Annotated in this window: 12 protein-coding genes; 8 read left to right on the top strand and 4 right to left on the bottom strand. The window is 38.4% G+C overall.

The features are described 5' to 3' along the window. The first annotated feature begins 14 nt into the window (after window positions 1-14). Complete coding sequence (gene allB / locus LXM54_RS14100) at window positions 15-1,382, top strand: allantoinase AllB (protein WP_267913401.1); 1,368 nt, start codon at window positions 15-17, stop codon at window positions 1,380-1,382. A gap of 81 nt (window positions 1,383-1,463) precedes the next feature. Further along, window positions 1,464-2,723 carry a hypothetical protein gene (locus tag LXM54_RS14095; protein ID WP_233315845.1) on the top strand — a complete coding sequence of 420 codons (1,260 nt, stop codon included), beginning with the start codon at window positions 1,464-1,466 and terminating at the stop codon, window positions 2,721-2,723. 39 nt (window positions 2,724-2,762) lie between these two features. On the opposite strand, the gene LXM54_RS14090 is transcribed toward LXM54_RS14095, so the two are convergent. After that, window positions 2,763-3,389, bottom strand: coding sequence for an FMN-dependent NADH-azoreductase (locus LXM54_RS14090; protein WP_233315844.1), 627 nt, complete (start codon window positions 3,387-3,389; stop codon window positions 2,763-2,765). Between the two features lie 215 nt (window positions 3,390-3,604). Between LXM54_RS14090 and LXM54_RS14085 the strand changes: the two genes are divergently transcribed. Continuing rightward, window positions 3,605-4,183: a TetR/AcrR family transcriptional regulator gene (locus LXM54_RS14085; protein ID WP_233315843.1), complete on the top strand. Its 579-nt coding sequence runs from the start codon at window positions 3,605-3,607 to the stop codon at window positions 4,181-4,183. Between the two features lie 94 nt (window positions 4,184-4,277). On the opposite strand, the gene LXM54_RS14080 is transcribed toward LXM54_RS14085, so the two are convergent. After that, window positions 4,278-5,171, bottom strand: a complete 894-nt coding sequence (locus tag LXM54_RS14080; protein ID WP_233315842.1) for a helix-turn-helix domain-containing protein — start codon at window positions 5,169-5,171, stop codon at window positions 4,278-4,280. A 337-nt stretch (window positions 5,172-5,508) separates the two neighbouring features. Here LXM54_RS14080 and LXM54_RS14075 point away from each other — a divergent pair, with 337 nt between their 5' ends. Further along, the gene (locus LXM54_RS14075) at window positions 5,509-5,670 is read left to right on the top strand and encodes a hypothetical protein (protein ID WP_233315841.1); all 162 of its coding nucleotides are present in this window, start codon (window positions 5,509-5,511) and stop codon (window positions 5,668-5,670) included. Between the two features lie 273 nt (window positions 5,671-5,943). Here LXM54_RS14075 and LXM54_RS14070 read toward each other — a convergent pair whose 3' ends face one another. Beyond that, window positions 5,944-6,813, bottom strand: a complete 870-nt coding sequence (locus tag LXM54_RS14070; RefSeq protein WP_233315840.1) for an AraC family transcriptional regulator — start codon at window positions 6,811-6,813, stop codon at window positions 5,944-5,946. A gap of 208 nt (window positions 6,814-7,021) precedes the next feature. Here LXM54_RS14070 and LXM54_RS14065 point away from each other — a divergent pair, with 208 nt between their 5' ends. The 4 genes from LXM54_RS14065 to LXM54_RS14050 all read left to right on the top strand — a co-directional run bounded on the left by LXM54_RS14065 (window position 7,022) and on the right by LXM54_RS14050 (window position 12,489). Further along, a complete protein-coding gene (locus tag LXM54_RS14065) occupies window positions 7,022-9,421 on the top strand; it encodes a hypothetical protein (protein ID WP_233315839.1) in 2,400 nt (799 codons plus the stop codon). A 5-nt stretch (window positions 9,422-9,426) separates the two neighbouring features. Beyond that, complete coding sequence (locus LXM54_RS14060; protein WP_233315838.1) at window positions 9,427-10,806, top strand: MFS transporter; 1,380 nt, start codon at window positions 9,427-9,429, stop codon at window positions 10,804-10,806. 290 nt (window positions 10,807-11,096) lie between these two features. After that, a complete protein-coding gene (locus LXM54_RS14055; protein WP_233315837.1) occupies window positions 11,097-11,627 on the top strand; it encodes an RNA polymerase sigma factor in 531 nt (176 codons plus the stop codon). After that, entirely contained in the window at window positions 11,587-12,489 is a 903-nt protein-coding gene (locus LXM54_RS14050; RefSeq protein ID WP_233315836.1) for a hypothetical protein, read from the top strand. The genes LXM54_RS14055 and LXM54_RS14050 overlap by 41 nt, the downstream gene beginning before the upstream one ends. A 264-nt stretch (window positions 12,490-12,753) precedes the next feature. Here LXM54_RS14050 and LXM54_RS14045 read toward each other — a convergent pair whose 3' ends face one another. Next, window positions 12,754-13,053: a hypothetical protein gene (locus LXM54_RS14045; protein WP_233315835.1), complete on the bottom strand. Its 300-nt coding sequence runs from the start codon at window positions 13,051-13,053 to the stop codon at window positions 12,754-12,756. Between the last annotated feature and the right edge of the window lie 35 nt (window positions 13,054-13,088).

The following is a 13,088-nucleotide window of genomic DNA, read 5'->3' as shown; positions in this document are numbered from 1 at the left end:
AAGGAGAGATAGTAATGTTTGATATGCTGATTAAGAACGGAAAGGTTGTTTTTCCTGATAAAGTACAGACAACAAATATCGGAGTTAAAGACGGCAGGATTGTGGCGATTGGTGCTGAGTTAGCAGGAGCAGACTCTGTTATTGATGCAGCTGGACAGTATGTTTTTCCAGGCATGATTGATGTGCATGTTCATTTCAGTGATCCTGGCCGTGATTATTGGGAAGGCTTTTGCACAGGCTCACAAATGATGGCAGCTGGCGGTGTGACAACCTTCTTTGATATGCCACTAAACGGCATTCCTTCTACTGTAAACAAAGAAGCTCTTTACTTGAAAAGTGACAGAGGAAAGGCAGAATCTTACACAGATTTCGCCTTATGGGGCGGACTTGTTCCTGGCAATGAAGAGGATTTAGTAGAGCTTGCAGAAGAGGGCGTGATTGGCTTTAAGGCATTCCTGTCTACAACAGGCAATAAGGAATTCGAAAATGTCGATGATATCACCTTGCTGAATGGAATGAAGATTATCGCCGGCTTAGGGAAGGTGCTTGCGCTTCACTCTGAAAGCGGTCCGATTACAGACTGGCTTGCTGCCCGTAAGATAGAGGCAGGACATGTAACAGCAGATGATTATTTAGAAACACGTCCGGTTGCTGCCGAAGCAGAAGCAGTACAGCGTGCTTTGTATTATGCAGAAGTAACTGGCTGTCCCTTGCATTTTGTTCATATCAGCTCACATGAGGCAATCACAAAGATTGAAGAGGCAAAGAAAAAAGGCATGGATGTTACCGTCGAAACATGCCCGCATTATTTGCTGTTTAACCATGAAGCACTGCGTGAGTACGGTCCTGTTGCTAAATGTGCTCCGCCTTTGCGCAAACAAGACGAACAGGAAAAGCTCATCAAACTCCTGATCGACCAGAAATTTGATATGATTTCCTCCGATCACTCCCCATGTACAAGTGATTTGAAGGACTCGGCTGTATATAATATTTTTCAAGCATGGGGCGGCATTAGCGGCGGCCAGTTTTCCTTCTTGTCGATGATGGAATTAGCGTTAAAATACGAGATTCCGTTTGAACAAATCGCCAATATCACAGCCTTAAATCCAGCCGAACGATTTGGACTGAAAGCAAAAGGAAAAATTGCTGAAGGCTATGACGCTGACTTTATCCTTGTGTCTACAGATAAACCATTTACTGTGAGTGAAGATAACTTCTTTGCGAAAAATAAAATCAGCTTATATATAGGCCATACTTTTCCTTGCAGAATAAACAGCACGATTAATCGAGGCAAACTTCTATTTCATGATGGAAGGATTCAGGCAGCTGGCCCTGAAGGAGAATGGATTAAACCAGTACAACAAATAGAAATCAAATCCTAAACCAAAAGTGTTTAGGATTTTTTCTATGTTAGTTAATGGTATAATTTACCTTAAGAGATTATGTACGAGGAGGAAAACAGAGTGGATGCCAGAATACAAGCATTGGTAGATTATACGAAAGAGAAGCTTAGTTTAGGAAACTATTATCTTTACTCCTGTGACCTTGATAGAAAAGTAACAAATCAGAACAAAACAGTGTACTCATTGGAAATGGAATGGCTGCCTGAGCATATTAAAGCATATGATGAGGAGGACGAGGTTCCAGAAGGGACAGCTTCTGTCAGTATTTACATGGATTCAAGGAAGTTTAACAGTATCATCTTTGTCGGCGGTAAATCTTTTTTGAACAAGCCTATTCTACATGTAAAAGATAAAGCGGGGATTATCGATTGGCTAGAGGCGGAAACAGGTTTGACTTATGAGAAGGATTTTGTATTTTGGAAGGAAGAGGAGGATAGGCTTTCTTTTAAAAGAATCATCAATGGTGTGCAAATTTCACCAATAGAGTGGATAGATATCGAGTTTGATGAAGATGGCAGCCTTGTGTTTTTCAGTATGTATGGGGATTTTATAAACAAACTCCCTGTAAAAGAAGAGATATACACACTTGACCTTCACAAAGCAGAGCATATTGCGAAACAACAATTTCAACAATGGGATTTTCCTTTAGATGAGCAAAAGCAAATTATTTCTCTCTATGGATTAGAAGAGATTTATATCCGCAATGACCTTAGCGGAACATTCCCTATGGGGCTAACCCTGAATTCAAAGGATATCGATTATGTAATGGAATGGGATGAGCCTATACATAAATCTTTCACACGGAAGCCAGTTGAATTTACGAGGGAAATAACACTAGAACAGGCTTTAGCATGTGAACCGCATCCGGAAACCTTCCCACTAACGGATGGAGACATTCAAATGTGCGTAAAAGAGGTGCGAAGTTTCTTGCAACAGGTGTATCCACATGATTCAGGAAATTGGAGAATGACTAATATTCACCGTCATTATGACTTTATTGACGTGAAGCTTGTCCAAACAGACATATCTAAAAATATCTTTAAGAGAAAACTACTAATCATGCTGGATGGCAGCAGCTTCAAAGCATTTAATTATATGGATAATGAACCTATGTTTGAAAGATTTTCAGAGTATAAAAAGCCGAGGGAAATCAAAATTTCCCAAGAGGAAGCATATGAAGCAATAAAGGATTACCTCATTTTGAAGCCATGCTATGTTTACGACAAAGAAAAAGAAGAATACGTCTTATGCGGATTCCTTGACTGCCACCATTATGTAGACGGAGAAACAGGCAAAGTCGGACTCTTAAATGACCTGTGAGAACATAAAAAAGGGCTGCTAGATAGCAGCCCTTTATAATTAGAATTTTGCAGCAGCAGTTGCAGCTTTAGAAACACCAGCAGCAATGATTTCTGCAGCTTGATCTGGGTTTTGGTTGTGTCCTTCAATGATAATTGTTTCAGGATTTTGTACGCCCCAGAATGCAAGGATTGTTTTTACATAACGAACTGCTAATTCAACAGAAGCAGCAGGTCCTTCAGAGTAAACGCCGCCAGCAGCGTTCAATAGCATAACTTTCTTATCGCCAACAAGGCCTTCTGGACCTTCAGCAGTGTAACGGAAAGTTTTGCCTGCTTGGCTCAAGTAGTCAAGGTATGTGTGCAATACTGCAGGCACAGTGAAGTTCCACAATGGGAAACCGAATACTACTTTATCAGCAGCAAGGAATTGATCCAAGTATTTAGTTACTAGGTCAGATGCAGCTTTTTCGCCTTCTGTTAATTCCATTCCTCTAGCAAGCTTGAACATACCGTTGATTTTGTCGTTGTCCAAGTAAGGAAGGTTTTCTTGGAAAAGATCCAATTCAGTGATTGTGTCTTCTGGATGAGTTTCTTTGTAGCTTTGCAAGAAAGCATCATATAACTGAACGCTCACTGCTTGATCAGCTGGACGTGAGTTTGCTTTTATGAATAATACGTTTGCCATTCTTAAACACCTCTATTTTAAATTTTATATATTTCTAGCAGTTATAGTTAAACGCTTATCGTTTAAACAACATGTGTTGCTTACTTTATGATAGAATATAATTATACTAGTAGCAATCGTCATTATTTTTAATATGTAGCCTAAACAACATAAGTCGAAAAATGTCGTTTAGTTCAATATATAGAACATTTTTTTTACATATGGAGGTGGGGAAAATGGAAACGACCACAACAAAAAGCGACCCAAGAGTACTTAGAACGAGACAGCTTATTTTGGATGCCTTTACTGTTTTAATCCAGGAGAAGGATTTCAAAGACATAACCGTCAAGGATATCACGGAAAAAGCAACCATCAACAGAGCAACCTTTTATGCACATTTCCTCGATAAATATGAGCTGTTGGACCTGACATTACTTGATGGTTTCAGAGAAACATTGCATCAGCGTCTTTCTTGTCATGCCGTCTTCAACGAAAATTCACTGAGCAGCCTATTTTACGTGATGTGCCAATACCATCAAGAATTAAGCGGCCAATGTGCCAAAAACTATGAATCTCTCGGCGACCACTTCCAGAATAAGATGATTGAGGCAGTTTACGATGTCATCCTTCATCTTCTGGAGCATGAGACAAATCCGAAGGACGAGCATATCGCAATAGCCACCTCATTAAGCTGGGGCATTTACGGAGCGAGTTACACTTGGAATAAAGAAGGCAGAAAAAGATCTGTAGAAGAGCTTATTGAGCAGGTTGTACCGATGTGGACAAGCGGTTTAGAGCATTATTTTAAGGGATAAGTTAAAACAGAAAAAACACCGTCAATTCGGATGATATTGGCGGTGTTTTTTCTTCTATCTTAAATTAGGAATTTAGTTTTTTCCAAGTACATCTTTACATAGAAGAGAAGATATCCTGTTTTTGTTCCTTCACCATAGCTGCATACTGTTCATTTCCAAGCAGTTCAAAGATAAAAAGCGACTTCCTGTATGCCTCTTTGACAGCATCCAAGTCCTCATCCAATTCTTCTAAGCATTCTCCCCGCTGGAAATACAGCTGGCCGGCCATTGAGATATCTTCCTTTTGTTTAGTAAGAGCGATGCCGCTGTCGGCATGCTCTAAGGACCGTATATATTCTTTTTGCAGAAAGAATAATTTCGAAATATTATAATGAAGCTTAATTTGGAATTTATGCTGCTGTTTCAAAAATTCTTGATAAGAAAGGATTTTTTTATATTGCCGCAGGCTTTTCTGAAACAGGCTGTTTTCTGCATAGATGATAGCGATGCTGTTTTGAATACGGAAATCAATGAAGTCTTGCCCGAAAAGGGGATGATCATCATCGAGAAGATTCTCCAGTTCCTTGATAGCGATTCGATAATCGTATTTTTGCAGATAATAACCAGACACAATATGCACCCACGCTATCAGCTGTTCGAATTTATAGCCGAGATTTCTGTTTCCTTGCTTTCGTTCACTTTGACAAATTTCATAGGCTTCTTTATAATTTTTTTGTTTCATTAAATCTTCCAGAAACTCTTCTGTTTCTTTAATATAATCCTCGGCATCATTTAAGAGAATTTTATATAAATATTCTAGTGTTACCTTCAAGCGAATAGAGATAATATACAGAATATCCACACTTGGATAGCCCCTGCCAGCTTCAATGCCGCTGATTGTCGCCTGTGTACAGATTCCGTCTGCAAGCTGTGTTTGTGAAAGCTTATTCAGTTTCCGCAGCCGCTTAACCTCTTCCCCAAGTGCTTTAGCGTTCAACTCTACCATCATTCTCACCATTTTATAAAAATTTTTATATTTTTTGAGGGAAATCCAGCTTTTCTGCCTCTCATTATAGCATATCCGTTGAGACAAGCTCTCATCATAAACGCACCGATTCTTCAGCCAAAGTATACTGGAAAAAAAGCGAAAGATGAGGGTGATCTTATGAAAAAACTATTTGCAGCCATTTTGTTGTTTGGTCTATTGATCTCACCATTTGGAAACATAACTCAATCCTTAGACACTTCAATCGTTAAGGCAGCCGGACTGCCATTTGAGCATTGATAAGTTTTGCAGATATTCACCATGAGTCGCTAATCTCATTCTAAATAGGAGGTTCAACCATATGCTGTCATTGGGAAAAAAGGTCAAATATAAAGGGAGAAAATACCGAATTATACATATCTATAACTCTGGTTTCCTGGAAATAAAGGATCTTCAGCAAAACAGCTATACGGTAGAGCTTGTCAGACGGTCAGAAATTGAGCTGGTTGGTGGAACAGAATAATAGATAGTGAGCTGCTAATTTGCGGCTCTTTTTTTATGCAGTTTTGGTATCATTCGCTAAACAATGATGTTATTAATATTTCAATTATGGATTGTTTAGTTTCGTAAAAGAATTACTGGCAATTGAACCTTATGCATATAAAGGGGACTATACAACCGTGATTAATTGGATTTTTATGATGCACCGTAATAAACTTGCATATTATGAAAAAAGGGGCATACTAGCTGCCAACAAATGAAAATAAAGGTGAATAAAGCCATACGAAGTTTGGCTTCATTTTTCTTTCCCCATATGCTTCTTCCGATAATTCAATGGCGAAATGTCATAAGTCTTTTTAAAAGCACTGGAAAAATATGGACCATAGCTAAAGCCGCACTGCTCTGCAACAGACTGAATTGGATAATCTGTTTTAAGGAGCAGAATTCGGGCTTGCTCTAGGCGGTACGTATTTAAGTATTCCAGTGCCGTGACTTTATAGAATCTTTTCATATACTTTGCAATCGTATTTTCATGAATATTAAATTCCTTTGCCAGAATCGTGTTCGTAATTGGTTTGTGATAATGATCGCGTATATATTGGGCAACTTTTTCAGAGATAATATATCCGCTGTCCTTTGCCATGCCTTGTGATTCTAATAGATTGATAAGAGAGAAGAAGCTGATCTGAATATCCCAGAAAGACAAATCTTTATTTTCCTTCGTGGTGGCCGCTAACAGCTGGTCTATTTTTTTATAAATTTCTTCATAATCAACTAGAGTGCATTGTTTTTGCAGGTGCAGTGTGTAGCTGTGATTATGAAAATGCAATGCTGGGATGGGAATCGTTGATTCTAGCTTCACAGGTTGAATTTCTTCTGTATAGTAGCTGTTTGTATAGAAATGCAGCCAATAAAACTCTGTCTCCTCATCTGTCGGAATGGTGGAGAAATGGTGTTTGAAGGGCAGTAAGAGCAGCATCTCATTCTTATTAACTATAAATTCTTTCTTATTCTCCGTTAAATACAGCCGGCCTTTCTTCACAAGAATAATATCAAAATACTCCAATTCGCTTCTGTCCGGATGGCTTGTTCCTTTTTCATATAACGTTATATTGCCTTCAATAAAGATAGGAAAGGGTGGTACAGCGATTGAAACTATTTCCATCCAACTCACCTCTTTCTCTAAAAAAATTTTGTAAATCGAGTGAAATATCTTAAAAAATGATTAGAATCCTTTATGTTCAATGATAATTTATTTTGTTATATTTTAGTGGCGATATTAAAAGTTAGCGCTTTCAACTTATTATACCTTCAAAAACACCGTTGCGGGATAGGAAATTACCACAGTATTTTAAATAAAGGAGGTATTTTTTATGGAGAATAACCATTTTACATTAGAAATTTCACCGAGTGGAAATTTAACAAATTTAGTTTTAACAGAAGATACACATCAAATGAATTGGGTCATTGACTCAAACTATCTTACGCAAACAGGATATGAAGAAAAAGATAAATTATTTGGGAGCTTTTCACTGACAGTTGACGGTATGAAGCTTACTAGTGCAGATACAGTCCCAACAATTATAAGAGAAGCGGCCCAAGCTTTAGTCACATACACCTTTGAACAGATAGAAGTCATCATGAAGTACGATTTAAAGCAAGCTGAAGACAATCTCGTCTGGAATATAACGATGAAAAACCTGGAAGCGAAGGAAGTGAATATTTCCGATTTTGCCATCTGGTCTTCCTTTTCTTACGTGATGTTCCGCAAGAATGACCTTAATCAGCAAACCAATCATTCTGCGGCTGTATTTACTTCTATCTCTGCCGATTATTCGAAGCTGGCATGTATTCGCAGAAGTAATGAAGCCCCGCATTTAGGTATGTTTCAAACAAAAGGACAAACATTATCGGTAGGAACATACTGTGCGTATAATAATCTCTTTTTTGAAAGCGTTTCCCCATCTCTTGATGGTCTGCTTTTTCACCAATTAATCTTGGCAGGGGGATATCCAGATAGTTTTGAGAATGCCGATTGGTTATACAACAAAACTGACTTTGCGCTGTCTGGCTTAAGTGAGAAGGAATGGGAATACAAGCTGCAATCATTTGAAAGTCAGCAGGACTTCTATCAAATTGGCCAAGAGCAGCACGGCCATCCTGTTTTTAACTTTGAGCCCCTTGCGATAGCAGGTAAATATTATGATTTTTCGGTACAGCTGCCTGACAACAAGTATTTAACAGATGCCTATATCGAGTATTTGGACTGGAATGGCAACCGAAAGAAAGAAAATATTGTCGGTAAAATTAAACGCATGAAACAAACATACGCTGGGAAGCTGCTGTTCACTGTACCTGGCGAACATAAAATTACGATTGAAATAGATGACCAGTCTTTTGACAGCATTATCTTAAATGTAATGGAGCCAATCAAAACCATCATTGAAAATCGCTCCCGCTATATTAGCGATGTGTTATTTAATGGAGCAGACAGCGAAAATCCTTACAGCTATTCGCCGCTATCTAATCAAGGTGAGTCATTAGGAAAATTAAGCTTAGTATTGAAAAATAACCTGCTTGGTAAAGTGAATGCGAAAGAAGTACAGCAAGTAGAAGCAAGCTGCGTTCATTATATTCGTGAAAAATGGTTCGAAAACGGTGAGTTTACAAAGCCTGTTTACCTTTATGGCGACTTCTATCGCTGCATGGATTTCGAATATATAGCCCATGTTTTCTATCTTCTTTCCCAGTTCGATCAAGATATTTTGCAGCTGAATGAGCCAGATACCTATTTATCTTGGGCTGCCGACGTGTTCTCTTTAAGAGTAAACCCTGATCTCCACAATACGCCAAGAGGAAAAGAAGAAGCGCAAATGTTAGGGGTGTTTTTCTTATACATTGACGAATTAATGGCAGAGCTGAAAAATCGCGGACTAACAGAAAAATATGAAGAAATCAGCGCACTATGGACTAACATAGCACAGACTGTAGCTAAAGACAGCTCGACATATAAAGCGGCCATAACAGAGCATTTCTATGATAATGCCGGATTTGGGCCAGCTGCAGGAGCGTTGGCAAGCACAAAACATCATAACGCTGCAAAACGATATGGAGAATTAGTGCTTGCGAATATTGGCTTTTCTAATGACTTCCGGGCCCAAAGCCCTGACCGCTGGTGGGAGGCATTATCTTATATGATTCATTCCCTTTGGGGAGGAGTTACAGCAGCTGCCTGCTTGAAAGTTTACGAGGAATTACAGGATATCCGCTACTTAAAAGCGGCATACCGGGCAACAATCGGGATTCTTTACTGCTATGACACGAATGCAAAAGCAACAGATACGAAACTAACTACTGGAGAGGCTGCTTCCACTTACAGCATTGCTGGTCCTCATATAAACAGGCCAGACCTGTCTCGCAATCGCTTTGGTCAATCAACCTTCTTCCGAGATGGCGGTATATTTACCCGCTTATTTACAAAAGAAGAAGAGACAGCGGATTGGGATATGGGGGAAGAGCTGGTTGCCTATTTAGACGGATTCGGCAAGAAGACATTCTTGTATGAGGAAGACGGTAAAATCGCTGTTGTGAATGGTTCTATTGAAGATACAGAGGATGGACTGTTAATCACAAGCTATGCCCCATACCCGTCTGAATATTATTTTTATGAAAAAGACTTACACTTCGTTTCAGAAAACGGCCGATTAATGCCGCAAATTTTGTTAGTAGATGGACAGTTCAAAGCGAAAGAACAATTACTGACTAGGGAGTGAGTGAGATGGAACAAAGCAGCACAGCTAAACAGTTACCAGAAAATAATATCGATGATAATAATTCAAAAATGCCCCTAAAACGCGTGTTAGCTTATGCAAGTACAGATACAGCCGGAAATTTGCTTTATTGTACGCTTACTAGTTTTATCATGTATTTTTATACCGATGTCTTTGGGATTTCTATTGCAGCAACAGGAACAATATTGCTGGTTGCCCGGATATTCGATGCATTAGATGCACCTATTTGGGGATTAATCATCGACCATACGAACACAAAACACGGAAAGAACCGCCCGTATTGGCTCTGGCTGGCCGTTCCTTTTGGTGTCATGTTCTTTTTAACATTTTTAGCTCCAGACTTATCGGGAAATGCGAAGGTAATTTACGCTTTAATCACCTATATTCTAATGGGGATTGTCTACACAGGAATTGCCACACCAATTACAGCAATTTTGCCGAACTTAACAAATAACTCCAATGAGCGTGTGCGCTTAAATTCATGGAGAAGCAATGGCGGCATGATCGGTTATTTAATTACTGCGTCCTTCACTCTGCCGCTTGTAGCCTTTTTTGGAAACGGAAACGATAAACTAGGCTTCCAAGTAACGGTTGGAATTTACGCTGTTATAGCAATTGCTTTAATGCTGTTCGCCTTCGCAGGAACAAAGGAAATCAATACAAAAACAATCAAATCCATCCCAATTCGCCAAAGCTTCAGAGCAGTTAAAGGAAATTGGCCATGGATAACATTAGTGCTTGCCTTCATCTTTTATTGGTTAGGCAACACATCAAGAACATCGACATTAATCTATTACTCTCAGTACAATTTGGATCAAAAATCTTTAGCATCCATACTAAATGGATTGGTCGTTTTCCAAATGATTTCAATCACGATTATTCCATTTATCGTGAAGAAATTTTTGAAAACGCACACACAAATCTTAGGCTTTGCTGTAGCAGCAATCGGTCAAATAATTATTGCCTTCGCAGGAGCAAGTACGTCGATGATTATCTTTGGCTGGGTTATTGCTTCACTAGGAACAGGAATCGCCGTTACCTTGCCGTTTGCCATGCTGTCTGACACAGTCGACTATGGCGAATGGAAAACAGGTATCCGTGCCAGCGGCTTCCTAACAGCAATCGGCAGCTCCTTCTGTATCAAAATCGGAGCAGGCTTAGGAAGCTTTATTCCATCCATCATTATGGATAAAGCAGGCTATGTAGCCAACGCCACTCAAACAGCTTCCTCACTTGCAGCAATTAAGTTCTGCTTCACATGGCTGCCAGCAATCTTCTTTATAGTTGGAGCAGTAATTATGCTTAATTATATGAAGTATGAGAAGAATGAGGAGAAGGTTCGGAATGAGTTGTTGTTGAAGCGGTAAATAGAATAATAGTAGGAGCTTAAGTAGAACAGCGATGTTTTTACTTAGGCTCTTTTTTCTGTTTCCGTAGTCATAACTATGTTTAGTTCATTGAGAGTATCGTAATCCCTTCATAGAAAATAGGGAGCGCATAGGTGGAGAATTAGTGATAGAATAACCTAGTTTTCTTATAATAAAGTTTCTGGGAAATAATTGCTGGTATGTTTTTTTAAAAAAGTGGAACCTTTTCGATATTAAATACATCCTACACTTGAAAAACAAAATGAACAAAACAATAAGGAGAGGAACTCTTGGATAAGAAGGAAGTATTGGAAGTATGGATAGATAAATATGCGCAACGTCTCGTTAGGCTTGCCTATACATATGTAAGAGATTATTTAAAGGCGGAAGACCAAGTACAAGAAGCGTTTATTAAGGCGTTTCATTCGATGGATCAATTAAAGAATAAAGAAGAGCCTTTTTCTTGGCTTGCACGAATTGTTATTAACGAATGTAAGAGTACTTATAGAAAATCTTTACGGGAGGTTATATCGGATTTTATTCCTGAAAGAAAGCAGGAAAGCAGTGAGGATGCATATCTTCAAAGCGTGAAGGAAGAAGAGATACATAATGCCGTCAATGAACTACCGAAGCACTATAGTCTACCAATAACGCTTTTTTATTTTGAAGAGCTGGCCATTCAGGAAATTTCACAAATTTTAAATCTTAATATAGGTACAGTAAAATCCAGACTTGCTCGTGGTCGGCAATTATTAAGCAGGAAAATCAAGGAGGATGGATATGGAGGAAAAAGAGTTAAGATCAGCAAAAATGCACTTTAATCATAAGGTGAACATGGAGAAGTTTAAAAGAGAAACATTTGAGAAATTAGATCAAAGTAAACAAAAGAAGCTAGAGGTTAAACGAAAGAAAAAATATCCTATGTGGATGATGGCTGTTGCTGCTTCAATAATAATTATTGGTACAGCAATAAATTTCGGAGGTACATATATTGCCGATGCCGCAGAGACATTAATCAACCAACTATTTGGTTCCAAAGAACAGTTTGAAGAAGCTTATCCTAATGAGAGCAGTGAAGAGATTGATATCTTTGAGCAGACCTTAGCGATAGCGAAAGAAAATTTAACAGAAGAAGAGTTTAACCATTATACTCAATTATTAAAAGAACAGACTGAGATTTTTACTAAGGTAGAAAAAGAAGATAGAGAGTATCCTAATGAGGAAGAAGAAAAGAAACTAGACAAAATTCAAGCATCGATGCGAACTTATGAAAATAAAATTATACCAATACAAGCCAAACAGCTGGCAAGCTTCGATTTTATTCAACCAACATTTATACCTGAAGGCTATAAACAAGTCGGTGAAAACTACGATTTAGATAATTTAAAAGAAGAACCAGTTTTTTCAATAGAATATAGCAATGGAAAGTCAGATTTTTGGATACAACAAATAAAAATTGGTCAAAAAGTTGATATGGAATCAAAGGAAGCCGGTTTTTTCGAAAAATCGGAATCATATTCTTTAAATGGATATCATTTTGATTATATTCCCTCTAAAGTGGATTGGCCGTTGAATGGTATGCGGGTCAGTTTCCCAGAAGAAGGGTACAAAGTCATAGTCCTCGCGCATGACTTGTCAAAAGAAGAATTGGAAAAAGTGTCTCTATCTATGATAGAAAAGTAATGGAGATTCGAAGACTAATTGATATTTAAAGGTTGGAAGCGACTGTGAAATAGAAGCAGTCGTTTTTTCATTTTTGAAGCAGCTGAGCAGTTTGAAAATATAAAGCTCCTGACATATAGCTATTCTTCCTCTTAATGCAATACTGTTCGCATTCATAATCTATTGGAGTATTGCTACTGCTCATAGTATTATCATGCTTCTAAAATCAGCATCAGGGTTATTGTATTCTTACTAGAATCCAGTTAATTTAAGCCAGCATAAACACTACTCCCCCCTAAACTTCTCCTGTTCCCTTCTGCAATAATCAACAAACTCTCCCCAGCTTTCACCATTAAGGATAGTCGGTTGCTTTGTTTTAATTCTCCACATCCCGCTGCCAGGATTATTTCGTTTGGCCTCCAGTATCCCTTCGTGACAATACTTTCTGATTACTTCTGGAGGTAACTGCAAAATTTTAGCTGCATGTGTCACTTTTATATAATCTGGTAAAGGAACATCCGGTTCTAATTTTCCGTGTGAATTAATAGTGCTAGCTTTCATTTCTTCATTAAAATTAAGCTTCATTTCATTCACCCTTTTCCTACTGCTAATTTTAATTC

The organism is Bacillus sp. Au-Bac7, assembly GCF_021341655.1.
Taxonomy (GTDB): Bacteria; Bacillota; Bacilli; order Bacillales; family Cytobacillaceae; genus Niallia.
Note: the sequence above shows the minus strand (reverse complement) of the source record. Positions and strands in the feature narration are given on the sequence as shown.

Bases quoted from the DNA above. Each gene is read 5' to 3' on its own strand.
- allB (WP_267913401.1), top strand. From the start codon at position 15: ATGTTTGATATGCTGATTAAGAACGGAAAGGTTGTTTTTCCTGATAAA.
- LXM54_RS14090 (WP_233315844.1), bottom strand. From the start codon at position 3,389: ATGGCAAACGTATTATTCATAAAAGCAAACTCACGTCCAGCTGATCAA.
- LXM54_RS14085 (WP_233315843.1), top strand. From the start codon at position 3,605: ATGGAAACGACCACAACAAAAAGCGACCCAAGAGTACTTAGAACGAGA.
- LXM54_RS14080 (WP_233315842.1), bottom strand. From the start codon at position 5,171: ATGATGGTAGAGTTGAACGCTAAAGCACTTGGGGAAGAGGTTAAGCGG.
- LXM54_RS14075 (WP_233315841.1), top strand. From the start codon at position 5,509: ATGCTGTCATTGGGAAAAAAGGTCAAATATAAAGGGAGAAAATACCGA.
- LXM54_RS14070 (WP_233315840.1), bottom strand. From the start codon at position 6,813: ATGGAAATAGTTTCAATCGCTGTACCACCCTTTCCTATCTTTATTGAA.
- LXM54_RS14065 (WP_233315839.1), top strand. From the start codon at position 7,022: ATGGAGAATAACCATTTTACATTAGAAATTTCACCGAGTGGAAATTTA.
- LXM54_RS14060 (WP_233315838.1), top strand. From the start codon at position 9,427: ATGGAACAAAGCAGCACAGCTAAACAGTTACCAGAAAATAATATCGAT.
- LXM54_RS14050 (WP_233315836.1), top strand. From the start codon at position 11,587: ATGGAGGAAAAAGAGTTAAGATCAGCAAAAATGCACTTTAATCATAAG.
- LXM54_RS14045 (WP_233315835.1), bottom strand. From the start codon at position 13,053: ATGAAGCTTAATTTTAATGAAGAAATGAAAGCTAGCACTATTAATTCA.